Origin of the sequence: Rhizobium sp. PL01 (assembly GCF_033447125.1) — a bacterium.
Taxonomy (GTDB): domain Bacteria; phylum Pseudomonadota; class Alphaproteobacteria; order Rhizobiales; family Rhizobiaceae; genus Pararhizobium.
This window is the reverse complement of sequence record NZ_JAWQUM010000005.1, coordinates 384,415-411,079: the sequence shown is the minus strand read 5'-3', so window position 1 is coordinate 411,079 and position 26,665 is coordinate 384,415. Positions and strand designations below refer to the sequence as shown.

At 58.0% G+C, this 26,665-nt stretch carries 28 protein-coding genes; 1 reads left to right on the top strand and 27 read right to left on the bottom strand.

The genetic code is table 11. From position 1 onward, the window contains the following. Window position 1 precedes the first annotated feature (1 nt). From R6X40_RS15175 to R6X40_RS15045, 27 genes are all read right to left on the bottom strand, one after another. Window positions 2-1,075: a flagellar hook-associated family protein gene (locus R6X40_RS15175; protein ID WP_318414611.1), complete on the bottom strand. Its 1,074-nt coding sequence runs from the start codon at window positions 1,073-1,075 to the stop codon at window positions 2-4. Between the two features lie 4 nt (window positions 1,076-1,079). Then, window positions 1,080-2,522 carry a flagellar hook-associated protein FlgK gene (gene flgK, locus R6X40_RS15170; protein ID WP_318414610.1) on the bottom strand — a complete coding sequence of 481 codons (1,443 nt, stop codon included), beginning with the start codon at window positions 2,520-2,522 and terminating at the stop codon, window positions 1,080-1,082. A gap of 22 nt (window positions 2,523-2,544) precedes the next feature. Continuing rightward, window positions 2,545-3,768: a flagellar hook protein FlgE gene (locus R6X40_RS15165; RefSeq protein WP_318414609.1), complete on the bottom strand. Its 1,224-nt coding sequence runs from the start codon at window positions 3,766-3,768 to the stop codon at window positions 2,545-2,547. A 103-nt stretch (window positions 3,769-3,871) separates the two neighbouring features. Further along, window positions 3,872-4,543, bottom strand: a complete 672-nt coding sequence (rem, locus tag R6X40_RS15160) for a transcriptional activator Rem (protein WP_318414608.1) — start codon at window positions 4,541-4,543, stop codon at window positions 3,872-3,874. A gap of 280 nt (window positions 4,544-4,823) precedes the next feature. Further along, on the bottom strand, window positions 4,824-5,375 hold the full coding sequence (locus R6X40_RS15155) for a lytic transglycosylase domain-containing protein (RefSeq protein WP_318414664.1): 552 nt from the start codon (window positions 5,373-5,375) through the stop codon (window positions 4,824-4,826). Next, the gene (locus R6X40_RS15150) at window positions 5,326-6,846 is read right to left on the bottom strand and encodes a flagellar hook-length control protein FliK (protein WP_318414607.1); all 1,521 of its coding nucleotides are present in this window, start codon (window positions 6,844-6,846) and stop codon (window positions 5,326-5,328) included. The genes R6X40_RS15155 and R6X40_RS15150 overlap by 50 nt, the downstream gene beginning before the upstream one ends. Then, window positions 6,843-8,156, bottom strand: a complete 1,314-nt coding sequence (motC, locus tag R6X40_RS15145) for a chemotaxis protein MotC (RefSeq protein ID WP_318414663.1) — start codon at window positions 8,154-8,156, stop codon at window positions 6,843-6,845. Before motC ends, R6X40_RS15150 begins: the two co-directional genes overlap by 4 nt. A gap of 5 nt (window positions 8,157-8,161) precedes the next feature. Beyond that, window positions 8,162-9,385 carry a MotB family protein gene (locus tag R6X40_RS15140; RefSeq protein WP_318414606.1) on the bottom strand — a complete coding sequence of 408 codons (1,224 nt, stop codon included), beginning with the start codon at window positions 9,383-9,385 and terminating at the stop codon, window positions 8,162-8,164. Continuing rightward, on the bottom strand, window positions 9,382-10,038 hold the full coding sequence (locus R6X40_RS15135) for a hypothetical protein (RefSeq protein WP_318414605.1): 657 nt from the start codon (window positions 10,036-10,038) through the stop codon (window positions 9,382-9,384). Before R6X40_RS15135 ends, R6X40_RS15140 begins: the two co-directional genes overlap by 4 nt. A 506-nt stretch (window positions 10,039-10,544) precedes the next feature. Then, complete coding sequence (locus tag R6X40_RS15130; RefSeq protein WP_318414604.1) at window positions 10,545-11,522, bottom strand: flagellin; 978 nt, start codon at window positions 11,520-11,522, stop codon at window positions 10,545-10,547. A gap of 338 nt (window positions 11,523-11,860) precedes the next feature. Next, the gene (locus R6X40_RS15125) at window positions 11,861-12,826 is read right to left on the bottom strand and encodes a flagellin (RefSeq protein WP_318414603.1); all 966 of its coding nucleotides are present in this window, start codon (window positions 12,824-12,826) and stop codon (window positions 11,861-11,863) included. Window positions 12,827-13,100: 274 nt separating this feature from the next. Next, on the bottom strand, window positions 13,101-14,063 hold the full coding sequence (locus R6X40_RS15120; protein ID WP_318414602.1) for a flagellin: 963 nt from the start codon (window positions 14,061-14,063) through the stop codon (window positions 13,101-13,103). Between the two features lie 274 nt (window positions 14,064-14,337). Then, window positions 14,338-15,297, bottom strand: a complete 960-nt coding sequence (locus tag R6X40_RS15115; protein ID WP_318414601.1) for a flagellin — start codon at window positions 15,295-15,297, stop codon at window positions 14,338-14,340. A gap of 320 nt (window positions 15,298-15,617) precedes the next feature. Beyond that, a complete protein-coding gene (fliP, locus tag R6X40_RS15110; RefSeq protein WP_060636016.1) occupies window positions 15,618-16,355 on the bottom strand; it encodes a flagellar type III secretion system pore protein FliP in 738 nt (245 codons plus the stop codon). 7 nt (window positions 16,356-16,362) lie between these two features. Next, window positions 16,363-16,908: a flagellar basal body-associated FliL family protein gene (locus tag R6X40_RS15105; RefSeq protein WP_318414600.1), complete on the bottom strand. Its 546-nt coding sequence runs from the start codon at window positions 16,906-16,908 to the stop codon at window positions 16,363-16,365. A gap of 48 nt (window positions 16,909-16,956) precedes the next feature. Beyond that, the gene (gene flgH, locus R6X40_RS15100) at window positions 16,957-17,667 is read right to left on the bottom strand and encodes a flagellar basal body L-ring protein FlgH (RefSeq protein ID WP_318414599.1); all 711 of its coding nucleotides are present in this window, start codon (window positions 17,665-17,667) and stop codon (window positions 16,957-16,959) included. Beyond that, the gene (locus R6X40_RS15095; protein WP_318414662.1) at window positions 17,664-18,158 is read right to left on the bottom strand and encodes a MotE family protein; all 495 of its coding nucleotides are present in this window, start codon (window positions 18,156-18,158) and stop codon (window positions 17,664-17,666) included. The genes flgH and R6X40_RS15095 overlap by 4 nt, the downstream gene beginning before the upstream one ends. 47 nt (window positions 18,159-18,205) lie before the next feature. Continuing rightward, window positions 18,206-19,321 carry a flagellar basal body P-ring protein FlgI gene (locus tag R6X40_RS15090; protein WP_412178385.1) on the bottom strand — a complete coding sequence of 372 codons (1,116 nt, stop codon included), beginning with the start codon at window positions 19,319-19,321 and terminating at the stop codon, window positions 18,206-18,208. Further along, entirely contained in the window at window positions 19,318-19,839 is a 522-nt protein-coding gene (gene flgA / locus R6X40_RS15085) for a flagellar basal body P-ring formation chaperone FlgA (protein WP_318414598.1), read from the bottom strand. Before flgA ends, R6X40_RS15090 begins: the two co-directional genes overlap by 4 nt. Before the next feature lie 17 nt (window positions 19,840-19,856). Continuing rightward, window positions 19,857-20,645 carry a flagellar basal-body rod protein FlgG gene (gene flgG, locus R6X40_RS15080; RefSeq protein ID WP_318414597.1) on the bottom strand — a complete coding sequence of 263 codons (789 nt, stop codon included), beginning with the start codon at window positions 20,643-20,645 and terminating at the stop codon, window positions 19,857-19,859. Window positions 20,646-20,657: 12 nt separating this feature from the next. Beyond that, window positions 20,658-20,993 carry a flagellar hook-basal body complex protein FliE gene (locus tag R6X40_RS15075; RefSeq protein WP_318414596.1) on the bottom strand — a complete coding sequence of 112 codons (336 nt, stop codon included), beginning with the start codon at window positions 20,991-20,993 and terminating at the stop codon, window positions 20,658-20,660. Then, the gene (gene flgC, locus R6X40_RS15070; RefSeq protein ID WP_318414595.1) at window positions 20,993-21,412 is read right to left on the bottom strand and encodes a flagellar basal body rod protein FlgC; all 420 of its coding nucleotides are present in this window, start codon (window positions 21,410-21,412) and stop codon (window positions 20,993-20,995) included. Before flgC ends, R6X40_RS15075 begins: the two co-directional genes overlap by 1 nt. 5 nt (window positions 21,413-21,417) lie before the next feature. Continuing rightward, complete coding sequence (flgB, locus tag R6X40_RS15065) at window positions 21,418-21,798, bottom strand: flagellar basal body rod protein FlgB (protein WP_318414660.1); 381 nt, start codon at window positions 21,796-21,798, stop codon at window positions 21,418-21,420. Between the two features lie 278 nt (window positions 21,799-22,076). After that, the gene (locus R6X40_RS15060; protein ID WP_318414659.1) at window positions 22,077-22,622 is read right to left on the bottom strand and encodes a flagellar protein; all 546 of its coding nucleotides are present in this window, start codon (window positions 22,620-22,622) and stop codon (window positions 22,077-22,079) included. Continuing rightward, the gene (gene fliI / locus R6X40_RS15055; protein ID WP_318414594.1) at window positions 22,619-24,013 is read right to left on the bottom strand and encodes a flagellar protein export ATPase FliI; all 1,395 of its coding nucleotides are present in this window, start codon (window positions 24,011-24,013) and stop codon (window positions 22,619-22,621) included. The genes R6X40_RS15060 and fliI overlap by 4 nt, the downstream gene beginning before the upstream one ends. 78 nt (window positions 24,014-24,091) lie before the next feature. Then, window positions 24,092-24,820 (bottom strand): flagellar basal-body rod protein FlgF, encoded by a 729-nt coding sequence (flgF, locus tag R6X40_RS15050; protein ID WP_318414593.1) that lies wholly within the window; start codon window positions 24,818-24,820, stop codon window positions 24,092-24,094. A gap of 1 nt (window position 24,821) precedes the next feature. Next, window positions 24,822-25,601, bottom strand: coding sequence for a DUF1217 domain-containing protein (locus R6X40_RS15045; protein ID WP_318414592.1), 780 nt, complete (start codon window positions 25,599-25,601; stop codon window positions 24,822-24,824). Window positions 25,602-25,784: 183 nt separating this feature from the next. Between R6X40_RS15045 and motA the strand changes: the two genes are divergently transcribed. Beyond that, a complete protein-coding gene (gene motA, locus R6X40_RS15040) occupies window positions 25,785-26,663 on the top strand; it encodes a flagellar motor stator protein MotA (protein WP_113312420.1) in 879 nt (292 codons plus the stop codon). The last annotated feature ends 2 nt before the right edge of the window (window positions 26,664-26,665 follow it).

Sequence of the window (26,665 nt, the reverse complement as noted above, 5' to 3'; positions counted from 1 at the left end):
ATCAGAGGAAATTAAGCAAACTCATCTGCTGAAGCCGCGATGTTAGCGTGTAGGAGGCCTCAAGCTGGGTCTGCAACGTCTTCACCATGACCCCCGCCGCGACGGTATCAATCCCCACAACGTCCAGCTGGTATGTCTTGACGATCTTGGTTTGCGAGTCGATCGAGGTATTGGCTTTCTTGACGCGCTCTTCGGACAGACCAAGATTGCTTTGCATGCTGATAAGGCCGGTGACGGCTTCGCCCATGTATTTGACGGCTTTGTCAGTCACCTCGCCGCGAACGGCATCGCTCAAATTGGCGCCGAGAAGCTCTTTGGAAATCACACTTGCCAAGGCAAATTTCCGCGCGCCTTCCGTGTTGACGTTTGTTGAACTTTGAACGACTTCGTTGACGCTGACACGGCTCGTCATGTTCTGGCTGGATGCGCTCGACCAATCCGTCCATTTCGACCCGGCGACAGACGGGTCGGCATACATCGGCTCCAAGGTGTTTTCGATGAAATCGGCCATCTGTTCCTTGGTGAACTGGCTGACAGACGTCAGCGGCGGCACCTGAACTGGTTGTGCACCGATAAAAGTCGTCAACGCCGCGTCGTAAGACGCCTTGGCTGCGGATGTAGCCGTGTAGTCTGCCATAGGCTTGACATCGGTATTGATGCCGGAGAACAGATATTCGCCGTTCAGGGACGTGTTGGCGGACGATGTGTACGTCGTCATCGCTGCCGTATTCTGATCCTGCGCGATTTTCAGAAGGTTATCGGTATTGCTGTTGCGAAAGGCCATCAACGACGACAGCGACTTTTGCGCAGCATCCAGCGTCGTCTTCAACGCTTCCTGAGATCCGGAAAGCCTTTGCGTGACGATGGAATTGGTGCTTTTCAGCGTTGCAAGACGATCGATCTGGGACGAAATATTGACCGAGCGCGAGGTGGAACCACCAAGAGCCAGACCATAGTCTGCGTGAACTCCTGTCGATATTTCGTCGTTCAACTTGATCATATCAGCCTGACTGCGTTGAATGGTCAGGCGCATGGCATTTTGAATGGCCAGATTGGAAACGAAAGACGTTTTCATGATTTTATCCTACAGCTTGCAGAAGGGCCGCCATCATGGCGTCCACCGTACTGACCAATTTTGCCGATGCTTTGTAAGACTGCTCGAGGTCGAGCAACTGTGATAATTCCTCATCAAGACTGACGCCTGTGGCGCTGCTCAGCGACTGTTGCGTACGCGACAGCATGGCCGTCTTGTTGTCGTTGGCGGTCGATGCAGTCTTTCGCAGTTCTTCCAGCCAGCCGATCGAGGAAGCAGAAAAGTCCAGGATGCTACTGGAACCGTCGAGCCCCGTCGTGGGATCGAAAGGCATGTCTGCGCCGAGCGATGTCACAAACTTATCCAGAAGCGCCGTGTACCCCGAACTCCCTGCCGTATTCGACTTATAGGTGGGACCATTAAACCCGCCGTCGCGGACAAGCGACGGATTGCTTGCGGCCAACGGGTTGATTATGAGCGAGGCCGCCATGCCGGGGACGGTCGCTCCAGTCGGGGGAACGGTACCACCAGCCCAAGTGAAGAGACCCGGCTTTGCCGTGGTCGCGGGCGATGTATTCTCCTGAAAGAGCGTCACCAGGCCGCGGGCTATTTCATCGAGTTGCGACTGAAATTTCGGCGCAGTTTCGTCGCGCAGTTGAAGCAAGCTGGCAAGCTTGCCTTCACCGGACGTATCGGCACCTTTACCGGCCTTCAGCGCCACGCCATCGACGTAAATCGCATTTCCGTTTGTGGTCGCACCGAAGCCGGCCGTCGGCTGAAACGTGACCGCACGTGGGCCGTTCTCGAACAGAACCGTGCCGTCTGACGTGAAAATAACTGTATCGTTGTTGGCGCGCGTGACCGTTGAAATGCCGACAATCTCGGAGATCTGACGAAGCAGCTTGTCGCGCTGATCGAGAGCGTCGCTCGCATCCGCGCCACTGGCCGTTGCGCCCTGTACTGCGCTATTGGCCTTTTCGAACTCGGCAAGCAGTTTGTTCAGCTGCTGAACCGAAGCGTCGATTTCTTTGTCAGCATCGTAGCGAACGTCCTGGACGGAGGCAGACGTCCTGTTTAGCGACTTAGCGAGGTCCGAGGCGCTCGACACCGTTGTCGCCGCAATGGATGTGTTGCCGGGGGCCGCCGCAAAGGTTTGCAGGCTGTCACGGAACGACTTGAGATAGTTCGCCGGCGAGGTTTCATAACTATTGCCGCCAAGCGCCGCCTTCATGGCTTCCAGCCCGGTCAGAAGTGCGTCCTGAGCGGATGACTGCGAAATGCTGACGGAGTGCTGTTTCATCAGCGCGTCGTTCTGGGCGCGCTGAATGGATACGATCTGCGCTCCGCCGCCACTCGTACCGAGCATTGCCATGCGGCGCGAATAATCCGCATTGCTCACATTCTGGATATTCTTCGAAACGAGCGCCGTTTGGGCGGCCGTGTTGTTGAATATCGTCTGTGCGGTGTTGATGGCTGATGACAGCGACATGACGCAGACCGTACCTTTTCAATTATCGCTTCAGGTTCACAAGAACGTCCAGCAGGTCGGCGCCTGTCTGGAAGACTTTCGAGTTTGCCGTGTAGCTACGCTGGGATTCGATCATCGCCGTCAGTTCGTTGGCGATATCGACATTGGAGCCTTCAAGGGCGCCAGACTGAATGCTGCCAAAATCGCCGGAGCCGGCAAAGCCGGTTATGATGACACCGGAATCCACGCCTTGTGAATAGACATTGCCAGATTGCGGAATGAGATTATCCGGGCTCTGTACCGTGGCCAATGCCACGCGGTAACGTGGATCGAGCGTGCCGTTTTCGTACTTGACGTAAACGACACCCTCCTTGTCGATCTGATATCCGGCCACCTTGCTCGGAGCGCTACCATCAATCGTACCGGCTTCCGGAGTAAATTCACGGCCAAGCTGCTGAGTTTTAGTGAAGTCGATCGTTATGGCGCCGAGATTGGCGCCGGTACCGGGAAGATTACTGATCGCCGCCGTCGTAAGCGTTGCCGGGGTAGTCGTCAATTTGCCGGCGGCATCGAAAGTAAGCGCCTGGGTCTTCAAGACACCGGTGCTCGGTGCAGCGTAAGTGGCCCGGTCCCGGACTTCGACTGTCCAGGCATTCGGGCCGGTCTTCTCATAGACGAAGTCAAGAAGACGCGCATTGCCTTGGCTGTCAAAAACCTTGAGCGAGGTCGTGGATTCTGTACCAACCGCATCGCCCGAGTTGAGGGTCGCACCCATCGAACCCTTGGTTGAACCCTTGGCCACCAGACCATCAGAAGCAAGGTTGACTTTTTTCAAGCCGTCAAAACCATTGACGACGACCGTGGGATCGACGCCTTCCTTGTACTCGTAGCCCATCAGCGTGTAGCCGGCGGAATTGACAAGATCGCCGTCGCCGTTCTGCGTGAAAGCACCGGCACGTGTTAAGAAGTTTGCCCCATTGGCACCCTCAACGATGAAGAACCCCCCACCATTGATGGCTAGGTCGGTGCCGGATGTCGTGTAGGTCGTCGGACCCTGCTCCGAAATGCTGTACCGAACCTTGGTTTCGACACCGCCGGAATTGTAAGCGCCGTTGCTGGTCGGCAAGATCAGCGAAGAGAACTCCGTCGAGGCGCGCTTGTAGCCGGTGGTGTTGGCGTTGGCGATGTTTTCAGCGACCGTGCCAAGGCGGTTTGCCTGGGCGTTCATGCCGGAACCACCGGTTCTCATCATTCCGTAAAGACTCATGTCCGATCCTCGTTTTCGTCGTTATGGCGAGACTATGGGGTGGGCCTTGCGTGAACCTGTCTTGGGGGTGCCGGATGCCGCACATCCGAAGCCCCAAACGGGATCAGCTCCAGTCGATGCAGTAGCCAAGAAAACGCTTGGAATCGATCGGGTCGAAGCCGAGCCGCTTACGCAGCTTCTTGCGCAACTTGCTGATATGGCTTTCAACGACGTTTTCTTCGACGTCCTCATCGAAAATGCCGTAAATCGCGTTGAAAATCTGGGACTTGGAGACGCGGCGTCCACGATTGGAGACCAGGTATTCGAGAATGCGGCGCTCGCGGCGCGGCAAGGCGAATACTTCGCCCTGGACTTCCGGATCCCGGCCGTCGGAGAACACACGGATCGGTCCGATGTCGGTAAAATTCACCAGCGACTTCAGGCGGCGGCGGATTGCTGCCGCACGCGCCAGAATTTCGCGAGGGTGAACCGGCTTGCGCACAACGTCATCGACGCCACAGTCGAAGAACGCCAATGTCGTTTCGAGTGAAGGGCTATCGCTGATTGCAATGACCGGGGCCGTTGAACGGTCCCGGATAGCACGCGGAAGGCTCATCGCCTTTTCGCCCTGCCCGATCAGGAACGCCTCGACAGCGTCGATATCGCTATCGGCCGCCTTTGAAACCCAATCGCCAAATTCGCTTGGATCGAACCCCTGAGAGGGCACGCCCTCCCGTCCAAATAGTGAAGTATATCCGTCTTTCACGAGCTCACGCTCATCAACCACTACGATCATTCGTCCGCCTCCGAATCAGTATGGTGCCTCTATGGTTAAGAGATACGAATCGAGGGATTCACGAACAACTATGGGAAGTTAGTGGCTGAAATTAATAGTAGATTAAGATTTGTGTGCCGATTTGAACTAGATGTAGTGGCACCCGTCACATGCGGCACTAAATTTCATGTGGAAACGTTAACGTCATATTTAGAAATCGCTTGTGGTCATTTTTCTAACTCAATGTTGACGCAATCGTCCTAAGCAATAAAAGGACATTATAATTCATCTAATGGTTGAGCTACTGGCAGAAATTCGTCGCGTTCGGCGTCCATTTTCCATAGCCGGTCGCCACCAGATTGGCGATGACACGGCAGACATATTTCTTCTGCGCCGGATCATTGTTCGGTCCGGCGTGATAACGGGCTACCGCCATTGTCCAGGTTTCATGCCGCGCATGAAGTCTGGACAGAAACTGGGCCGCATATTCGACATTCTTTCTCGGGTTCAGCATCTCGTCTGGCGAACTGAAATTCTCGCCATGGAAGTAGTAATTGATCTGCATGCAACCGAGATCGATCAGCTTGGCCCCCTGCGCCCGCGCCGCAGCAAAGCGCTGCAGAACCTCTCCGGCGCTGTTCTCAAAGTAAGCCTTGCCCTCGATATTCATCGCAAACGGCTGAAGCGATCCCTTGCGGCCGGTCTCGGTCAACCCAACTGAATAGAGGATTCCTGCCGGTATCTGATACTTCGCCGCCGCTGCCGTGATCTCGCTTTCGCACACGCCAGCGCTCGCCTGCGCATTACATATAGACGTCACCAGTGCGGTTAAGCTCAGCCCCAGAAGACGCATCGCCCGTACCGTCATTGCCCGTCCACCTTTCGCGGCCCTGTCCTTGACCGCCATTGTCATTGCGCTGCCCCTTCGCACCATCTCCGGCCGCTTCGCGGCCCTGCTGACCTGTCTGTGCCTGCTGCTGCGCGTTATTGCTGCCGGACGTATCCGAAGCGTTGAAGACAATATTGACCTGATCGACGGCAAAACCCTGCGCGCGTAGAGCCTTGACCATGGCGCTCTGATCGTCGCTCAACTGCCTGAAGGCGTCGCCGGTTTCCACCTTGATCTCGACATGCAGCTCGTCGTCCTTGAGCCGCAACGTTGCCGTCACCATGCCGAGGTCGATCGGGTGCATCTGGATCTTCAAGGTGTTGAGCACCTTGCCGGTGGACGCCTGCGTCAATGGCGCCTGAGCCTCGGCGGAGCCTGGCTGGAGTGCGCGAGCCCATTCCGGGTTGCTGGCGATCTGGCTGGTCACGGCCGATGCATTGCTGGAAGGCGCAAGGCCGAGATAGCGGCGCGCCTCTACGACGGTAACGGTTTCGGTCTTGGCTGCAGCAGCGGCCGCCTCGTTCTTGGCGACAGCCTTGTCTCCGTCCGAAGTAACGCTCATCGATACTGCCTGCCCTTTGCCATCGGCACGCGCGAAACGGAACACCTGATCGGATCCAGCCTGGGTGGCATTCTTGACCGCGTTCGCATCGCCGGCCGTCCGCCCCTCGACCTTCGCCGCATCTTTCTCGGCAGGTTTCGCCTTGCCAGCCCGTTCAGCGAGTGCCTGGAATTCGGACATCTCCGGGGGCGTCTCAGCCTGAGCCGCAACCGGCTTCTGTGTTGCATCCAAAAGACTAAGCAACTGGCTCACATCGCCCGTTACCACGTCTGCCGCCTCGTCCGTCGGGTTCGCCGCTGATGTATCAGCAGGATTTCCAGCTTTGTCGCCATGTTTAGCGAGGCGTGTCCCGGCATTTTTCGTCAGTTCGGCGATCTTCTCACCGAGAGGCTCGTCGACGGTTTTATCCGCGTCCTCGCCAATCCCGGCGAGACTGGCCTGCATCAGCGAGAATTTTTGCGGGTGATCGCCCTTAGCAGCGGCCGAAGAACCCTGCCCCAATATTGTCTTGCCGAGGACATGAGGGTCTGCAGTGCTGGAAGAACCGATTGAGGGTTTCATGAAGCTGCCGTTTTCCGTAGCAAGATCCCGCAGGGACCGAAGGTCCTTCGCTTCGATGTCAGGAGCCAAAGCCCCCGCAAGGAGCGCCTCGGCGGCAGAAGACTTGAGGTCCGGCGTGAGGCTACCCTCAGCCGCCGGTTTTCCGTTGATCGAGATCTGCGGCTGCTTTTTCTTGCCGGCGTCAGCAAAGGCGTTTTCGAAGGCGGACTTTTGATTGGCGGCGTCCATATCCGACTTGCCCGCCGACTTGGCTCCAGCCTTGCCCGATCTTACGGGAGTTGCTCCCAGCAGATTGTCATCTACGAATGTCATTTTTGGTCTTCCCCCTTCAGGAGAGAATCGATCTCGTCGAGCTTCGAGCGGCCCGTGCTCAGAAACGCGTCGAGAACGGGGTCAGCCGGGGCTTTCTCGGACGACGCCGCCTGCGGCACCGCATCGGGTTGAGCCGCCTTCAAGGCCGCTTCCGACGCCGGTGTTGCAAACGGGCTGTCGCCACTGCCGCTGGCTTCTGCGCTCTTCTCCGTGGCAATTTCGGATTTGACACTAGAAACAGTTGCTTGCGTCAGGCTTTCCGGATTGGGCGCGCGCAGCACTTCCTCCGCCACCACGGTTGCCGCTTGGCGCAATGCGCGATCCCTTGGCGATAGCTCCGCTTCTGGAATGGCGCTGATATCCTTGACCGCTTCGAGAATACCTTTGGAAGGAATACCGACAAGACCGGAATAGAGGCTGGCCAAGGCCTTGGGGCCTGCATCCGCGACATCGGAAAGATCCTGGGCCCGCGCCGACGCGAGCGTTGCCAGTTCCTGCATGCCACCGATGGCAGCACGGCGGGCAATACGCAGATAGACCTCGCGCTGCCGTGGTTTGTCCATGAAGCCGAGAATTTCCTGGATCTTTGTTTCCGTCTTCTCGTTGTAATTGGCCACCGCCAATTCAACGAAGACATCGGCGAACTGGCTGGCATAGGGAGACGTCAGGAACCGCCGGGCATAGGAAAGCGAATAGGCAAAGCCCTTCTCCGGCATGCCGCCACGGGTCGAGAGCGCGATCGACCGCCGCAGGGCGGCTTCCTCGATATTGGTACCGGGCGCCGTCAGGCGCGCCCAATCGTAATATTCCACCGATTTCGCCGGGTTCTGCTGAGCGGTCGCATTGCCGAGGACTAGGTAGAGATAGGGTCCGACCCGCGAATTCCGGTATTCCGGAATGGCTTTCGCCAAATTTTCGACCATCAGCCCGCCTTTGCCCGCAAGATAGTGGCTCAGGGCGTCGATGACACGAGTATCGAAATTGCCTTCAATGTCGTGGTTGGCGAGATAGGACAAGGTCTCCGGATTGCCGCCGCTCATCGCGTAGATGAACGCTGCATCGACATTACGCGTGTCGTTGAAGACCGCAGGATCGGACTCCCGCAGCCGCTTGTCGATCGCCGCCAGCATGAAGCGCTGCATTTCAGCAGCAGAATGATCGCCCAGTACGATGGCGTCCTGGATAGCCTGCAGCGAGCGCAGCATCTTGTAGGGAGGCAGGTCCTGCGGATCTTGCGCATGCGCCGCCACCGCCGGGATTGCCCCGACGGCGCAGGCACAGAGAAGGAGAGTGCGGATCGCCTTCAGCATTGCCATCAGCCCTGGTTCGTCTGCAGCAGGATTTCGATACGCCGGTTGGCCGGCGCCAGCGGATCTTTCGTATCCTGGAGACGTTTGTCGGCAAAGCCGCTGATCTGGCTGACACGATTCTCGGCAAGACCGCCTCGGATAAGCATGTAATAGGCACTCTGGGCACGATCGGACGACAGCCGCCAATTGTCATAGGCACCCCTCTTGAAGGGCCGCGCGTCGGTATGGCCACGAATGGCGATGGCACCTGTGCGGGCCGAAAGAAGCTTGCCGATTTTCTCCATGGCAATGACCATGTCCTTTTCAGGCACGGCTGAGCCGAGACCAAACATCGGCGTATCTGCCTGCTCGCTGATCGTCACCAAAAGCCCGCCCTCGGTCGGCGTGACCAGCAGCCCTTCGGCGAGTTTGCCGGCGGAGCCGCCGATTTCCTTCTCGATCTCGGCCTTCAGAGACTTGGCGGCATCTTCTGCGGCCTTGGCCGGTGTGGCATTCTCGGAGGCTGCAGGCGTCTCAATTGCAGTCTTGTCGGATGTATCCTTCTTCACTGCTTCGGATTGATCTGCAGAAGCCACGGCTTTTTCCTTGGAAGCGTCTTCCGGGCCGTTGCCAGCCTTGGCTTCGAGACTGTCGCCGCCCTTTTCCGCGTTCTGCAACTCGACCTGTTTCGTCCAGAAATCCGGGTCGAAAGGGTCACGGTAGGCTTCGCCACCATCTGCGCCAGTCGCAGGGCCAGACGTCGATGCGCCCCCCTCGCCCTTGGCGCTGATATTGGCGTTCCGGCCGACTTCATTGACGATTTCAGACATGACCGAGTAGGGATTCTCGAAGAAGTCGGCGTCTGAGTACTGGGTTTCCTCTCCGGAGGTCGCGGTCATGTCATCACCGCTCTTGGCAGAGCCGCCGGTCTTCGTCTCGTTGCCGTCGACCTTCGACTTCATCTGGTCTTCTTCACCCTTGGCGTCCTTGGCCGGCTGCTTGACCCCCTTTTCGGACGGCTTTGCATCGGTGAGTTGCACAGGGTTGAAATAGGAAGCGAGCGCTGCCTTCGTCTGCGGATTGGCCGCATTGATCAGCCACATGACGAGAAAGAATGCCATCATCGCCGTCATGAAGTCGGCATAGGCAATCTTCCAGGCACCACCATGATGCCCCTCGTGACCGCCGCTGTGACGCTTGATGATGATGATTTCGTTCTTGCCGTGGTGGTGGCCGTCATTCTCACTCATGCCAGCACCTTACCAACGGTATCGGCCCAAGCGGCCATGCGCGTCACCAGGATCGAATCACCGAACTCGACGGAAAGGTCGATGTCGGCGGTCTCCTGGTGACGGAAAATCAGGGTTTCGTCATCGAGATGACGCTTCAACGCGTGGAACAACGCAGCCGGGCCCTTCACAGTGATCTTGGCGCCCTCGCCTGCGCCGATCGACAGCTTGATCATCCGTGCGAGATCGGTGATGGATTTCTGCAACAACACGTCGTCCATGACAGGTGCCAGCACCCTTGCCGTCTGATCCGACAGCATGGTCACAAGCTGCGAGCCCATATCGGAAAAGCGATCATAGATCATCGCGGCAACTTCGTTTTCGCAACGCACCCGCATGGCTTCAAGATCGGCGGCATGACGCGCGTTCAGCGCAGTAATTTCGACTTCGTGAAGCGCTCTCTGCTCGCCTTCCGCCTCCCGGCGCCCTTCAGCGAAGGCCTCGCGGCGCTCTGCGTCGATATCAATTTGGGGCTGGACCTGCGGCTTCATGGTAAAACCACCGTTGGCCGGAAAGTCGTCGTCCAGATCCGGAAAGTACCTTGGCGGGACCAGCGACAGATCGACTTTCGGGGCGCTGAAATCCTTGAGATAGCGGGAAATGGACGCGCTCATCGGCAGCCTCCCATGACGCGGGCCACGGTCAAGCAGGCCGCCCGTTTGATCGCGGGCGGCGTGGGGCTAACAAGCCTGAAAACATAAGACTGTGACACTTCCGGAATGTCTCCTTCAGGACCCTGCGGAGCGGGAGTGCCGCACGGCCCGAACATTTTCAATCCGTACCAGCCCGACACCGGAGTGACCGGCAGTACAGGCAGCATACAACGGCAGCACAATAATCATGTTGGCTGGCAACCCGGATAAGGATGGCTGCGGTTGGAGACTAACCGTTCAAACTTGTGCGAAAATGTAGGTCACTGATATATCCGGCCCCGGTGGGAAATCCCCTTCAGACGAGACCGGTGTAAGGTGTTGGACCGCGCCTGGGCAATGGGCGCGGTCCAACCGTTTCCACCTGCCGATGACCACGGCCTGGTGGAAAAAAGTTCGCAGCCCGCGAAATGGGGCGGCGAAAGGATGCCCGAACCGGTTTCATGCCCGCCGGTCCGGCGTGTTGGCGCTTATTGCTGGAACAGGCGCAGGATGTTTTCGGAGTTGGTATTGGCGATCGAGAGCGCCTGGATGCCGAGTTGCTGTTGTGTCTGCAGCGCCTTCAGCCGGGTCGATTCCTCGTTCATGTCTGCATCCACCAGGCGGCCGACGCCCTTGTCGATCACATCCATCAGATTGGCGACGAAATTTTCCTGCATGTCGATGCGGCTGGTAATAGCGCCCAGTGTCGAGGCGGAATCGGTCAGGTTGCTGAGGATCGCATCGACGGCTTTGATCATGCCCTCGATATCATCGTAGCTGGTGCTGGACGTGAGCTCGACAAGATCCGAGCCTGCAGGTGCAGTGCCACCAGCGACCGCAATCAGGTGATACGTCGCGTTGGCAGTTGTAGCGGCCGTTGCACCGTTCGGCTGGGCAACTGCAACTGCCTTCGTCAGCTGGCCGAGCGAAGCATTCTTGGTATCGATCAGGATTGATGCGGCTGTGTTGTAGTCCAATGTAGAGACCGAAACAGTGCCGTTCGTCGACCGGTTGAAGGATGCCACGATAGACTTGGTACCCGCTGGCGTCGCGCTGTCATTGTACAGCCAGTTCTCGCCCGAAAACGAAGCGGATTCGGCCGCAGATGCCAGCTGGTTCTTGAGTTCGGTCAGTTCCTTGTTGATCTTCGTCTTGTCCACGCCCGGTTCGCGCGCTGCGACCAGCTTGGCCTTGATCTCGGACACGACCTCGATGGAGGAACTCATGCCGGCATAGGATGTGTCAACCTTCGCGGCACCCAGCCCGAGTGCGTCCTGAACGGTCGAGAGGGCGGCGTTGTCCGAGCGCATAGTGGTCGCGATCGACCAGTATGCGGCGTTGTCGGCTGCGGTTTCGACGCGGTAGCCGGACGAAATGCGATTCTGCACTTCCTCCATGTTCGAGTTGATCGAACGCAATGTCTGGAGAGCCGCCATAGCGGCGGAATTGGTCAAAATGCTGGTCATGGTCATTGCCCCAGTTCGAAATTAAACGGAACATTCCGGATCGATAACCGGTAGCGACGGGACCAGCGTCATGCAAACCGCCCTATGTTTAGCCCAAGGACGGCCTATCGCTCTTAACGAACACTTAACAATCATATGGTTAACAAATCATTAAGCGCGTTAGCAAGTCAGTAATCAAAGTGAACGAAAATAAACTTCAATTGCTGTTTCGTTAACGGCGGCATTGCCAAACAGGCAATCACGAAAAAACCGCGCCCCTTGCGGGACGCGGTTTTCGGAATATCTGCTGCGTCGATGACGAAATCGGTCCGCCAGCACAATCGTCTTGTCTGTTCCGATTAACGGAAGAGCGAGAGGATCTGTTCCGAGTTGGAGTTGGCGATCGAGAGCGACTGGATGCCAAGCTGCTGCTGTGTCTGCAGAGCCTTAAGGCGGGTCGATTCTTCGTTCATGTCCGCATCAACCAGACGGCCGACACCCTTGTCGATCACGCCCATCAGGTCGGCCATGAAATCGTCCTGCATGTCGATGCGGGTGTTGGTGGCGCCGAGCGTTGCTGCAGCATCGGTGGCTTCGCCCAGGATCTTGTCGACGACGCGGATCATGGCTTCAACGTCGGCGTCACTGGTCGACGCAGTCAGTTTGATTTCAGTACCGGTCGCAGCGGTCGTCGAGCTGGCATCGATCAGGAAGAAGTTCTGAGCGGTAGAGGTCGGTGCCGCAAGCAGTCCGTCGGCGTCGTAGTCCTTCGTCAGAAGGCCTTTGGCGGCATTCTTGGTGTCGATCAGAACCGATGTCGATGCATCGAATTTCAGAACGCCGACCGAAACGTTACCGGACGCGTCACGCGTGAACGACCCGACCATTTCCTTGGTTGCAAGAGGCGTCGTCGAGTCGTTGTAGAGCCAGTTTTCGCCGGAGAAGGAAGCCGACTGGGCTGTCGAAGCCAGCTGGTTCTTGAGTTCGGTCAGTTCCTTGTTGATCTTCAGCTTGTCAACGCCCGGTTCGCGGGAAGCGACCAGCTTGGCCTTGATTTCGGAGATGACGTCGATGGCTGCGTTGAGACCGGTATAGGCTGTGTCTGTCTTGGCAGCGCCGAGACCGAGAGCATCCTGAACCGTGCCAAGAGCCTTGTTGTCCGACTTCATGGTCGTTGCGATCGACCAGTAAGCAGCGTTGTCTGCGGCGGTTTCGACGCGCAGGCCGGAGGAGACGCGGCCCTGCGTCGTTTCCATCCCGGAGTTGATCGAACGCAGGGTCGAGAGTGCTGCCATCGCAGCCGAATTGGTGAGAATGCTTGTCATGGTAAAACTGCCCCTTTTGAACAGATGAAATGGAAGGGACATTCCGGTCGGTACCGGGAAACAGCGGCCAGCTTCATGCCTGTCAACGCGTTAATTTTCTTGGTTAACCCGCTGTTTCGATGACCATAGAAAACACCAACATAGTTAAAGAAAACCTAAAATCTGAAAGCTTTTTCAAAGACAAAGAAAAAACCGCACCTCTTGCGAGATGCGGTTTCCGATAGGTCGCGGTAGCGGCCGTTTGGGGGGATGGCCGGCCCGCGCCGTTCTTCGATTAACGGAAGAGCGAGAGGATCTGTTCCGAGTTGGAGTTGGCAATCGAGAGCGACTGGATGCCAAGCTGCTGCTGTGTCTGCAGGGCCTTGAGGCGGGTCGACTCTTCGTTCATGTCGGCGTCGACGAGACGGCCGACACCCTTGTCGATCACGTCCATCAGGTCGGCCATGAAGTCGTCCTGCATCGAGATGCGCTTGTTGGTCGCACCGAGCGTTGCAGCCGAGTCCGTCAGGTTCGTCAGCATCTTGTCGACGGCACTGATCATGCCTTCGATGTTGTCGTCGCTGGTCGACGCTGTCAGTGCGATTTGCGTGCCCGTCGCGCCGGTCGAGCCAGCCGTGGCGATCAAGCGGTAGGTGGCGTTGGCCGTTGTTGAGCCGCTCGGCTGGCTAACCGTGATGTCCTTGGTCAGCTGGCCGTTCGAGGCAGTCTTGGTGTCGATCAGAACCGATGTCGATGCATCAAATTTCAGAACGCCAACCGCCACGTTGCCGGAAGAGTCACGCGTGAACGAACCAACCATCTCCTTGGTGCCGAGGGCGGTGGCCGTGTCGTTGTAGAGCCAGTTTTCGCCAGAGAAGGAAGCCGACTGGGCCGTTGAAACCAGCTGGTTCTTGAGTTCCGTCAGTTCCTTGTCGATCTTCAGCTTGTCAACACCAGGCTCGCGGGCAGCAACCAGCTTGGCCTTGATTTCGGAAACGACGTCGATGGCTGCGTTCAGACCGGTATAGGCAGTGTCTGTCTTGGCAGCGCCGAGACCGAGAGCGTCCTGAACCGTGCCAAGAGCCTTGTTGTCCGACTTCATGGTCGTTGCGATCGACCAGTAGGCGGCGTTGTCCGCTGCGGTTTCGACGCGCAGGCCGGAGGAGACGCGGCCTTGCGTCGTTTCCATGCCGGAGCTGATCGAACGCAGGGTCGAGAGTGCTGCCATTGCAGCCGAATTGGTGAGAATGCTTGTCATGGTAATACTGCCCCTTTTGAACAGATGAAATGGAAGGGACATTCCGGTCGGTACCGGGAAACAGCAGCCAGCTTCATGCCTGTTAACGCGTTAATTTTCTTGGTTAACCCGCTGTTTCGATGACCATAGAAAACACCAACATAGTTAAAGAAGACCTAAGGCCCGAAAGCTTTTTCAAAGACAAAGAAAAAACCGCACCTCTTGCGAGATGCGGTTTTCGATAGGTCGCGGTAGCGGCCGTTTGGGGGGGATGGCCGGCCCGCGCCGTTTTCGATTAACGGAACAGCGACAGAATGTTCTGCGAGTCCGAGTTGGCGATCGAGAGAGCCTGGATGCCGAGCTGCTGCTGTGTCTGCAGGGCCTTGAGGCGGGTCGACTCTTCGTTCATATCGGCATCGACGAGACGGCCGACACCCTTGTCGATCACGTCCATCAGGTCGGCCATGAAGTCGTCCTGCATCGAGATGCGCTTGTTGGTCGCACCAAGCGTTGCAGCCGAGTCCGTCAGGCTCGTCAACATCTTGTCGACGGCGCTGATCATGCCCTCGATGTTGTCGTCGCTGGTCGACGCTGTCAGTGCGATCAGGGTGCCCGTCGCACCGCTGCCACCAGCACTGACCAGGCGGTAGCTGGCGTTGGCCGTTGTTGAGCCGCTCGGCTGGCTAACCGTGATGTCCTTGGTCAGCTGACCCTTGGTGGCGTCCTTGGTGTCGATCAGAACCGATGTCGAAGCATCGAATTTCAGAACGCCAACCGCAACGTTACCGGAAGCGTCACGCGTGAACGAACCAACCATCTCCTTGGTGCCCAGGGCAGTGGTTGTGTCGTTGTAGAGCCAGTTTTCGCCGGAGAAGGAAGCCGACTGTGCCGTCGAAACCAGCTGGTTCTTGAGCTCGGTCAGTTCCTTGTCGATCTTCAGCTTGTCAACACCAGGCTCGCGGGCAGCAACCAGCTTAGCCTTGATTTCGGAAACGACGTCGATAGCTGCGTTCAAACCGGTATAGGCTGTGTCCGTCTTGGCAGCGCCGAGACCGAGAGCGTCCTGAACCGTGGAAAGAGCCTTGTTGTCCGACTTCATGGTCGTTGCGATCGACCAATAGGCAGCGTTGTCGGCAGCGGTGCCAACCTTCAGGCCGGACGAAATACGACCCTGGGTCGTTTCCATGTCGGAGCTGATGGAGCGCAGCGTCGAGAGTGCTGTCATTGCAGAAGAGTTTGTCAGGATGCTTGTCATTGGGGTTGTCCCTCTAGATACAAAATACAAGATTGGGGACATACCGGACTAAAATACTTACCGGTGATAACGGCTCGGCATCATGCCACTCGGTTCCTGTTGGTCAGGAAATCCAAATCCGTTATGTGAGGGTAATGTCGCAGGCAAACGTTGCGATATGTTTAAATGCGATGCGGAATAGCATACGGCATCGCTCGATGGGACAAGCGACCAGGATCGCGGTCCATCAATAATTATACTTATAATTCAAATGCTTGATAATTTTCGAGGAGATACACTCGCCTCGGAAAAGAGACGGAACGTTAACCACGACGGCTAGATCAGTTGAAAGATCGCACCAGGCTGCCGACCAACAGGTTCCAGCCATCGATGAGGACGAAGAAGAGGATCTTGAACGGCAGCGAAATGGATGTGGGCGGCAGCATCATCATACCCATCGCCATGGTGATGGTGGCGACGATCAAGTCGATCACCAGAAAGGGCAGCATGATCAGGAAGCCGATTTCGAACCCGCGCCTGATTTCCGAAATCATGAAGGCCGGTACGACAGCACGCAGATCGACCCTGTCGCCGACGACGACAGTCTGGCCCTTCTCCTGCGCGATGTCGATGAACAGCTGCAAGTCCTTATCGCGTGTATTGGCGAGCATGAACTCCCGGAACGGTTCAGCGATACGCGTCATCGCCTCCGTTTCGTTGATCTGGTTCTGCAAGAGTGGATTGACGCCGTTCTGCCAGGCCCGATCGAAGGTCGGTGCCATGACGTAGAAGGTCATGAACAACGCGAGGCTGACCATGATCATATTGGACGGCGTCGTCGCGAGCCCCATGCCGGTACGCAGGATCGCGAACGCGATGACGAAGCGCGGAAAGCTCGTCACCATGATCAGAATGCCGGGGGCGACCGACAGGACGGTCAAAAGGCCGAAGGTGCGGATGATCCAGGATGCGACCGAGCCGTCGATGGGCGTATTGAGGATGTCGGCGGGAAAGCCTTGCGCTCCCGCGATACCCGACATCGCCAACATGGCGGCTATGAATGCGATAGTCCGGATCATGAGCGACTCATTGAATAACGAATGTCCTGAAGATAACATTCGTTACGCGCCCTTCGGAGCGAAGGTCAACCCGTTCTTCGATGTCATCCTTGAGATACTGAAATCCGCGTGGTCCCTGGATCTGCTGTAACGACACCGTTTTGAGATAGGCGGCGATGTCCTGATGGATCTGCTCGGCCATCGCCACATCGGGAGCGCCCTTGAAAAGAAGAGCCACTTCAAGCCGGATCCAGTTTTCGGTCGGATAGGCAAGGTTGGTGGTGATGGCATCAAGCTGGACGACACCATTGGCCTCGGTTGCGATTTTCGGCAACCCCTCGTCCTTCTTCCCGGCTTCCCCTTCAGGCTTCTGACCTGCGGCTTTCAAGGCGACTGCGGCCTTGGCTTCCTCGACGATCTTGGCTTCCTCGGAGCTGAGCGGTTTGGGCGCGAGCATGCCGCCGACCAGCCAGCCACCACCGCCTGCGATCAATGTCAGGACCGCGAGCGCTGCGATCATGATGACCGGCGATGACTTTTTCGGGCCGGTATTGGCGAGATCGGCATCTTCCATCTTCAAAATCCATCAAGAGTTGGCCACTCGCGCAGCACTGTCGGGCCGTCAGATCGGCGAAACGATGTCCATGACCTGCTGGCCCCATGGCGGCTGCTGGACTTCGGTCAACCGGCCGCGTCCACCGTAGGAGATACGTGCCTCGGCGATCTTCTCGTAGGAAATCATGTTCTTCGCATCAACGTCATAGGGCCTGACGATACCCGCGACATTGAGAATGCGGATTTCATGGTTCACCCGGACTTCCTGGGAGCCGCTGATCAGCAAGTTGCCGTTTTCGAGCACGCCGGTAACGACGGCAGCAACGAGCAAGACAAGCTTTTCGGAACGCTCTGTCGTGCCCTCGCCCTTGGATTTTGTATTCGAGCCGTAGTCGAGCCCGCCATTCCAACCAAAGTCGCTTGTTTGGGATTTGCCATTGGCGCCGATTTTGAAGCCACTGTCATTGGTGCGGCTTCGATCCGTCTTGTTGTCGAACGATGCCTTGTCGTCGATACGGATATCGACAGTCAGGATATCGCCGACCTTGAGTGCGCGGGCGTCCTTGAACAGGGCCGACTGATTGTCGCTCCAGAGCGAATAGCCGTTCATGACCTGGCGCGGCTCCTTCGGATACATCGCCATCTGCGGGGTCTGGGCATATTGCAGCCCGCTGCCGATCGGGCTCATGGCCGGGGCCCTGCCGATCTCGCTGAGCGCTTGGTTCTGGCAACCCGACAGCAGGCTGGCGGCGAGAAGAACCGAAATCGGATATCTCATGACGGTTCCTTCGATGTGTCCGGGTCTGTGGCGCTAGAAATGACGTTGGTGACAACCGCTGCCTTCTCATTGCTCATTTCGCTGAGGATCAAGCTCGACATGCGCGGCGGAAGCTGCATGAGGATTGCCGCTGCGACGCCGGGATTGACAAGCTCCAGCTTGCTGGCCGCAGCATCCGGCTTCATCGTCTTGTAGATTCCCACCAGGCCGATCTGGGCCTGTTTGAGAAAATCGTTGCGGCGCTTCAACCAGTCTTCGTACTCGGAGCGCCGCTTTTCGAGCGTCGCGATGCGTTCGTCGATATCGAACTGCAGCTTCTCGAGTTCTTTCTTCTGCAGCAGATAACGCTGGTCGCGTGCAGCATCTGCGATATTGGTACAGAACTGCTGGATCTCGTTGCCATTGGCCGGAATGGCCACCGCCGGAGCGGCAACCTCCTGCGCAAAGGCGCCGGGAATGGCCAGCATGGTGCAGCCGGCGGCGATCAACATCAAACGGCGGCGCAGGCCGGCCGAAACGCTGGTGAGACGATGTGTCATCATTGCAAGACAAGCTCCGCCTGAAGGGCACCGGCTGTCTTGATACCCTGAAGAATGGAAATGATACCGTCCGGTTTCACCCCGATACTATTCAGGCCGGACACCAGCGCGCGCAGATTAGAACCATTGAGGATGGCAACAGTACCGCCCTCTTCGGACGCCTGAATTGTCGTATTCGGCTCGATTTCGGTACGGCCGCGCGAGAACGGTTCCGGCTGCACGACAGTCGGTGTTTCGGTTACCTGAACCGTCAATGTTCCATAACTGACGGCGACCTGGTTGATCCGCACGTCCTGCCCGATAACGATCGTGCCGGTTCGTTCATTGATGACCACGCGCGCGGGCACGTCGGTCTCGACGACGAGATTTTCGATATCGGCCATCAGGCGGGAAAGATCGGCCATTTTGGGTTTGTCGATGACAACAGCCTGGGAGTCCCTAGCCTCGGCGATGCTGCCGCCGAACTGGGTCTTGCCGTAGCGGTTGATGGCCGCAGCCATGCCGACCGCCGTCGAAAAGTCCGGGTTTCTCAACTGCAGAACGAGATTGAACCCATCCTTGAATTTGGCCGGCAGTTCGCGCTCGATGATCGCACCGTTCGGAACGCGTCCGGATGTGGTGATCCCCTGCGTTATGGATGCAGCATCACCCTGTGCGCTGAAGCCGGTGACGACGACCGACCCCTGCGCGACCGCATAGATCTGTCCGTCGGCGCCGGAAAGCGAGGTCATGACCAGCGTGCCGCCACGCAGTGAAGTGGAATCGCCAAGCGATCCGACCGTCACGTCGATGCGGCTGCCGGGGCTGGCGAAGGGTGGCAGATTGGCCGTGACGAGGACGGCGGCGATGTTCTTCGAACGGGATTCGTTGTCCTGCGTCGAAATACCGAGATTCTGCAGCATGGCGCGCAGGGATTGCGCGGTGAACGGGGCGGAACGCAGGCTGTCGCCGGTTCCCTGAAGCCCGACCACCAGACCATAACCGATCAGCTGGTTTTCACGGCCCGCCTGCAGCGAGGCGATGTCCTTGATGCGTGACGCAGCATGCGCCGGCGCGATCGTCATCGAAAGAACGGCAGCGATTGCCAGGCACCATTTGCCGAAACGAAAAATCATTTTGCCACCACGTGAATTGTACCGTCGTCCATCACCGTGCCGGAGACGATGATGCCGGAATCGGTATTGCGCACCCGGATCAGATCGCCGACGACGGCATTCTCCAGCGGTGAGCCGCCGGCTGTGATCGTCAGGGGGCCGTTGTTAAAGACGATCCGGACCGCCTTGCCACGCTCGACCGCATAGGGGTCGCGCAATGCCGACACCAGAATGACGCGCCCCTGAAGCAGGGTGCGGCTGGTCACCTTGCCAGTCACCTGTTCCGCCGAGACCGCATAGTCACCGGACAGGGCTGGATTGGTCACCTCGACCTCTTCAAGACGATGGGCGTCGATGATTTCGCCCGGATAGATCGTCTGGGTCGGAATAACCGCCATGCGCTTTTCGGCCAGAGCAGGTTGCGAGGACATGAGCCCGGCACACATGGCCCCAGTGATGGCCAGCGCCCGCAGAAGGAAACCTTCGCGGGTGGCGGCAGCTTTCAATAGCGACACATTGGCAGTCCGGCGAAACGTCATGTTTGCCAATCCCTCTTTTATCTCAGGTTCTTGCTGACCGTCGCAGCCATTTCGTCGGCGGCCTGGATGATCTTGGAATTCATTTCATAGGCGCGCTGAGCGGAGATCAGGTCGGTGATTTCCTTGACCGGATCGACGTTCGACGCTTCGAGGTATTTCTGCTTGATCTGTGCGTAACCCGGATCGGCCGGAGTACCGATCACGGCCTCACCCGACGCTGGCGTCTGCTTGAAAAGGTTGTCACCCTGCGGCTCAAGACCCGCTTCGTTCACGAAATTTGCAATCGTCAGCTGGCCAAGGACAGTCGGAATAGTGTCGTTACCGACCCGGACCGAGACTTCGCCCGAGGCGCTGACGGTGATCTCGCTGGCGTTCGGCGGCACGGTAATTCCCGGCACAACCGTGTAGCCATCGATAGTCACGAGCTGACCATCGGCATTGGTATTGAAGGCACCGGCGCGCGTGTACGCTGTCTCGCCATCCGGTGTCTCGATCTGGAACCAGCCGCGCCCAACCAGTGCCATATCCAGGTTGTTGCCCGTGCTGATCAGGCTGCCCTGCAGATGCAGGTTGCGCACAGCAGACGTCTGAACGCCGAGACCGATAATGGCACCTTCCGGAACGATCGCCTGATTGGCGCGGTTCGGCACGCCCTGGGCGCGCTCGGTCTGGTAGAGAAGGTCGGAGAACTCGGCGCGCGCGCGCTTGTAGCCGGTGGTATTGATGTTCGCGATATTGTTCGCGATCACTTCCAGGTTCAGCTGCTGGGCGTTCATGCCTGTCGCGGCGATCGAGAGAGCCTTCATTACATTTTTCCTTTAGATCGGCATGCGTGCGATTTCGAGATAGGCACTGACGACCTTGTCCCGGATGGCGATGGCGGTTTGCAGCGACTGCTCGGCATTCATGACGGAATCGATGACTTCGCGGGTATTGGCTTCGCCACGGATGCCCTGGATCGAGTTGACTTCCGACTGCCTCAGGCCGTTGGTCATCTCTGTCGCCATATTGCCCATGACTTCGGCAAAGCTCTGCGTCTTGCCGGCTGAGGCCGCGCCGCCGAGAATGCTCTGGGCGGACGAGGCACTCGATGTGGAGGTGGCGTCCTTGACGGTCGAAATTGCCGCGCTGATGGTTTTGATTGCGTCGATCATTATTGCGATGCCCTGAGAAGGTCGATTGTTGCGGAGATCAGGTCACGTGCCTGCTTCGTGGTCTGGAGGTTGGCCTCGTAGGAACGGTTTGCTTCCCGCATGTCGGCCATTTCGATCAGCACGTTGACGTTCGGCATCTTGACCATGCCCTTGTCATCGGCCGCAGGGTTGCCCGGATCGAATTCAACGGAGAAGTCGGAATCGTCCGTTCCCAAACGCTGAACCTCGACGGTAGAAGCACCGCTGGCGCGGTCGATTTCCGCAGCGAAGCTGACTGTCTTGCGGCGATACGGGTCCATGCCCGGCGCATCGCCGCTGGACCGCGCGTTGGCAATATTTTCCGAAACGATGCGCAGGCGCGTCGATTCCGCTTCGAGACCGGAGGCCGAAACCTTGAGAGCTGAAACCAGAGGATCCATGGCCGTTATTTCCGTACCGTCATGAGCATCATCCGATGAAACGCCTTTACGAGCCCGGCATTGAGCTCGTAGTCGCGCTTGATTTCACCGGTCTTCATCAATTCCTTCTCCAGCCGGACGCTGTTGCCCGATTGCTGGACCTCGGCGTCGCCCAGCATGCTGGTTTCCGTCACCTGCGCGGCGCTGCTGCCATCAGTAAAGTGCGCTGGATTGGTGGATGCCATCTGGAAGCCGGTTTGCTGCATCACGCTTTCGAACGGCTTGATGTCCTTGGCTGCATAATGCGGCGTGTTGGCGTTGGCGATGTTACCGGCGACGACATTCTGGCGGACTGCCAGCCATTGCGCCTGCCGGGACGCGAGATCGAAAAGCTGTATAGGTTGCATCATGCGACTCCATGCTTGTTGCTGGAGAACCTAGGCATGCAATCTTGCGTGGGACTGAAGTGGATGGCGTATCGGAAATGCGGCACATAGGGCCATTGCGAAGTGATGCTTTTTGGCACTGCAATTTGGCCGTACGGCCAGAAAAGCCGGCGGCAACAGGGCCATTCCGTATTAAGGGCCTTGATTAAAGGCCTTGCCCATTTCCGGCCAAAAGGCCGGAAAACACGGATTATGTTCGACGATCAAAGGTCGCCGGATCGCCGAGCCTGATCGTCAGATCAGTCAGCTTGATAGATATCACCCTTTGAGGTGATCATAACCCAGCGCCCGTCGCGCTGTTCCAGCGTTGCCAGGCGGCTGTTGTCGGGAAGAGCGGAGCCGATCCGGACGATATACATGCCGCTGCTGTCTTCGATCAGCGCGCGGCCGTTGGCGACATGCATCAGCTTGAAGCCTGTAGCGGAGGGAAACGGTTGTTCGAGATCTTCCTGGACGCCGGACTTTTTGGCTCCGTCGGCATTGGGAACCGTGGCCGTCGTCAGCTGGTCGATAGCCGACTGCGTCGCCGTATCGCGCTCCATCATGGCCGTTGGCGATGCGGAGCCGCCAGCGCCTTCGCGGCCGGGCACGTCACGCGTGTTGCCTTGCCAGAGCGTCGGCATCGAGAATTTGTCCTGATGCAGAAAGGCATACCAGGGGAAAAATGTAGCGATCGCTGCAAGAGCCACGCCTGTTGCCCCCAGCGCCTTGTCGATCATGGGGGTGCGTTCGCCGCGCTTGCGCTGCGGGACGACTTCATCTGCGTCATAATCAGTCATGCTTATCCCCTCCGCATGTTTCCGGCCTGACCGACGTTGGCTGCCGCCTTCAGCGCATTGGCAAGGTCGGTGAACGCGTCAAAGGCCGGCCGCTCGCCGGGTGTCTGTTTCAAAATGTCGTAGATGACGGGAACCTGCTTGATCGCCATGTCCAGATCCGGGTCACTGCCCGGCCGGTAACCACCGATCAGTCTCAGGTCGCGCGTCTCCTCGAAGCGGTGGATAAGCGACTTCAGGCGCCCGACAAGCTTTTCCTGATCCGGCGTCCAGGCTTTGCGCGCCAGACGCGAAACCGACGCCAATGGATTGACCGGCGGATAGCGGCCTTCCTCGGCAAGGCTGCGGTCCATGACGATGTGCCCGTCGAGAATACCGCGGGTCGAGTCGGCGATCGGGTCGTTGTGATTGTCGCCATCGACGAGGATGGAAATGATCGCGGTGATCGTTCCTGCCCCTTCTGCACCAGGGCCTGCGCGTTCCAGCAACCGCGGCAACTCGGTGAATACCGAGGCCGGGTATCCGCGCGCGATCGGCGGCTCGCCCGATGCGGTGGCAACTTCGCGGATGGCATGGGCAAAACGGGTGACACTGTCGACGATCAGAAGAACGTTGTCGCCCTGATCGCGGTAATGTTCGGCAATGGTCACCGCCGTCAGCGGCGCCATCTTGCGCAGCATTGGGCTTTCGTCGCTGGTCGCGACCACGGCAACCGACTTGGACAGGTTTTCGCCGAGCGTATCCTCAATGAATTCACGCACTTCACGGCCACGTTCGCCGACCAGCGCAATGACGACCTTGTCAAAGGCGTCAGCGCGGGCCAGCATCGACAGCAGCGTCGACTTGCCGACGCCGGAGCCAGCGAAGACACCAAGGCGCTGGCCAAGGCAGAGCGGCGAAAAAATATCGATCGCGCGCACGCCGGTGCGGAAACCATGCTCGACGCGCTTGCGGGTCATCGATGGCGGCGCGGTATTGGAGATCGGGCGGCGGATATCGCCCTGAAGCAGGGAGCCGAGGCCATCGATGGGTTCGCCCAGCGAATTGATCGTGCGGCCGCACCAGGATTCCGTCGGCGCAATCCGGAAGGCACCCTTGCGGATCACGGTGTCATGAATACCGATGGGATCGCCCGGTTCGATCGGGCAGACAACCACCGTTTCCTGCTCAACCTTGACGACTTCGCCAAGATGAACGCCAGTCGCGCTCTTATGCGCGACAAAGTCACCAAGCCGGACATGCCGGGAAAGGCCGGACACAGTATAGTATCCCGCCGAAATCGACTGAACATGGCCGCCGGGTGCGATCGAGAATTCCGGATTGGAGTAGCGTCCGACGAGGCCACCAAGTGCTGCGAGCGACGTCGACGAATTGCTGATCTGGATTTTGTCGTTCTGCATGCCGGTTCCTGCCGTCTGCCCGCAATGCCGGAAAAAAGCGGCGGGGCGTGGCTTTGGTCCTATCGAAAATAAAAAATACTATTTGCTGCCGCCGAGCGTCTTGATCGCTTCGCTCATCGACGTTTCGCTGTCGCGCATCAAAGCCGAGATGTTCTCGAAGGCGCGCGACACCATGATCAGCTGCGACATTTCCTGAACCGGATTGACGTTGGATTCCTCGACATAACCTTGCATCACGCCGACATCGAAACGATCGACGACCGGTTCCGGAGTAGAGTTGGGGATGACGGCGCTGTTATCATGGCGTGAAAAACCGTTTGCAAAGTTGGCTTCGTAGAGCCCGAGTGCGGCAACCTGCGTCCCATCCTGCTGGATAGAGCCATCGGCGCCGACCTTGATTTCACTGGCTTGCGAATTGAGCTGGATCGGCGCACCGCCAGCGTCAAGCACTGGGTACCCGCGCAGCGTGACCAGATCGCCCGTTTCCGTCATGGTAAAGCGGCCGTCACGCGTCAGCGCTTGGCCGCCGCCTGGCGTCTCGATCTGGAACCAGGCATCGCCCTTGATTGCGAAATCCAGCTGGTTGCCGGTCTGGGTCAAACCGCCATTGTTGGTGTTGAGAAATTCCTTGCCTTCGGAGACGAAGGAAACTTTCGTCGGCTTCGTATCGCCAAGCACCTGGTTGAATTTCACCTCAGTCGCCCGGAAGCCGACCGTGCTCGAATTGGCGACGTTGTCAGCGAGCGTATTCATGCGTTTTTCAAGCGCCATCTGCGAAGAGACAGCAACATACATACCGGTTTGCATCTCAGCGTCCCCCGAGTTTCAGCGTATTGATGGAAAGGAGGAGATCGGAGGAAATGCCATAGCCGCTGGATGAGCCGAAGACGGCAAGCGGATCATAAGGGTCCGAAGAATTATTGAGCTCCCAAAGAGCGGTGAACCGTTCGAGCATTTTCGACAGCTTGGCCGGATCCTTGAGGTCCTTGATGTCGATTGCCTTTTCGATCGCCGCAGCCTGCTTGTCGATATCGGCAGCAGCAAACTCGTCCGGCATTTGCAGCAAGGTGCGGGCGACCTGTGCCAAAGCATCATCGGCCAGCAATCCGAAGGCGCTGGTGACGGTCGGCGCCGTGCGCTCGAAATAGAGTGCCAGGCGAACGCCGGCATTGTCTTCGCCTGCCGTCTGTTCCAGCGTCTGGCGCGCATACTTGTCGGCCACGCCTTTCTGGGCTTTGTCGAAGGATGTGGCTGCCGTTCCGTTGCGGGCGAAGTTCAGCGACTCCACCAGATCCGAATAGCGGCTGTCGGTCAGCTGCTTGGCAAAGCTATCGTCCTTGTCGACACCTTCGGTGAGCACCTTACGCATGAACGCCTTGGCGTAACCCATGTCTTCAAGGCCATGTGCCTTGATGGCGTAATTATAAAGCCGCGTATCGGCGAAGAAGTCGTCGATGGTTTTGACATTGCCGATATTGGCCAGATAATATTCGGTCTCGCGGGCAACATCCGGCTGTTCGGTCACGCGCTCCAGCGATTTGGAGAGATTGCCTGCAATCATCTGGTAGCTGGTGTAAGTCGTCGTCACGACGTTTCCCCGTTCATCCATAAGAAATGACGCGATGCGCGCCGAATGAGCGGAAACTGACGGCTGTTGCTTGCGCGAACCTGTTTCCCCGTAACGCCCGCAAGTGTGGCCAACAGCCAGCCTCACGCAAGGCTGGCGGCCTAACGATACCGTCGAAAATCCACCATTGCGGCAGGTATCGAAATGAACATCATCATCGGGCTCCTCTTGACTATGGGCTGTATCCTCGGCGGCTTCATCGCCATGGGCGGCCATATGGAGGTCCTGAACCAGCCCTTCGAGCTTGTCATCATCGGCGGCGCCGGCATCGGTGGCTACATTATGGCCAACTCGATGAAGGTGCTGAAAGATACCGGCAAGGCACTCGGCGAGGCCTTCACTCACAAGGTTCCGAAGGAACGCAATTATCTCGACACGCTGGGCGTTCTGTACAGCCTGATGCGCGATCTGCGGACCAAGTCGCGCAACGAGATCGAAAGCCACATCGACAATCCGGATGAATCCTCGATCTTCCAGTCGGCCCCGACTGTCCTGAAGAACAAGGAGCTGACGGCCTTCATCTGTGACTACGTCCGCCTCATCATCATCGGCAATGCCCGCTCCCACGAGATCGAGGCGCTGATGGACGAGGAAATCAACACGATCACTCATGACAAGATGAAGCCCTATCACGCACTGACGACCATGAGCGACGCCTTCCCGGCCATCGGCATCGTCGCCGCCGTTCTCGGCGTCATCAAGGCCATGGGCGCCATCTCCGAATCGCCGGAAGTCCTCGGCGGCAAGATCGCCGCAGCGCTCGTGGGCACCATGCTCGGCATCTTCCTGTCCTACTGTATCGCAAGCCCGGTCATCGCCAACATCAAGGCCGTCCGCGACAAGCAGAACCGCCTCTACATCATCGTCAAGCAGACGCTGCTTGCCTATATGAACGGCTCGGTTCCCCAGGTTGCGCTCGAATACGGCCGCAAGACCATCTCTGCTTACGAGCGCCCTTCGATTGACGCTGTCGAGCAGGAAATGATGAACCCCGGTGGCGGTGGCGAAAGCAAGGCGGCCTGATC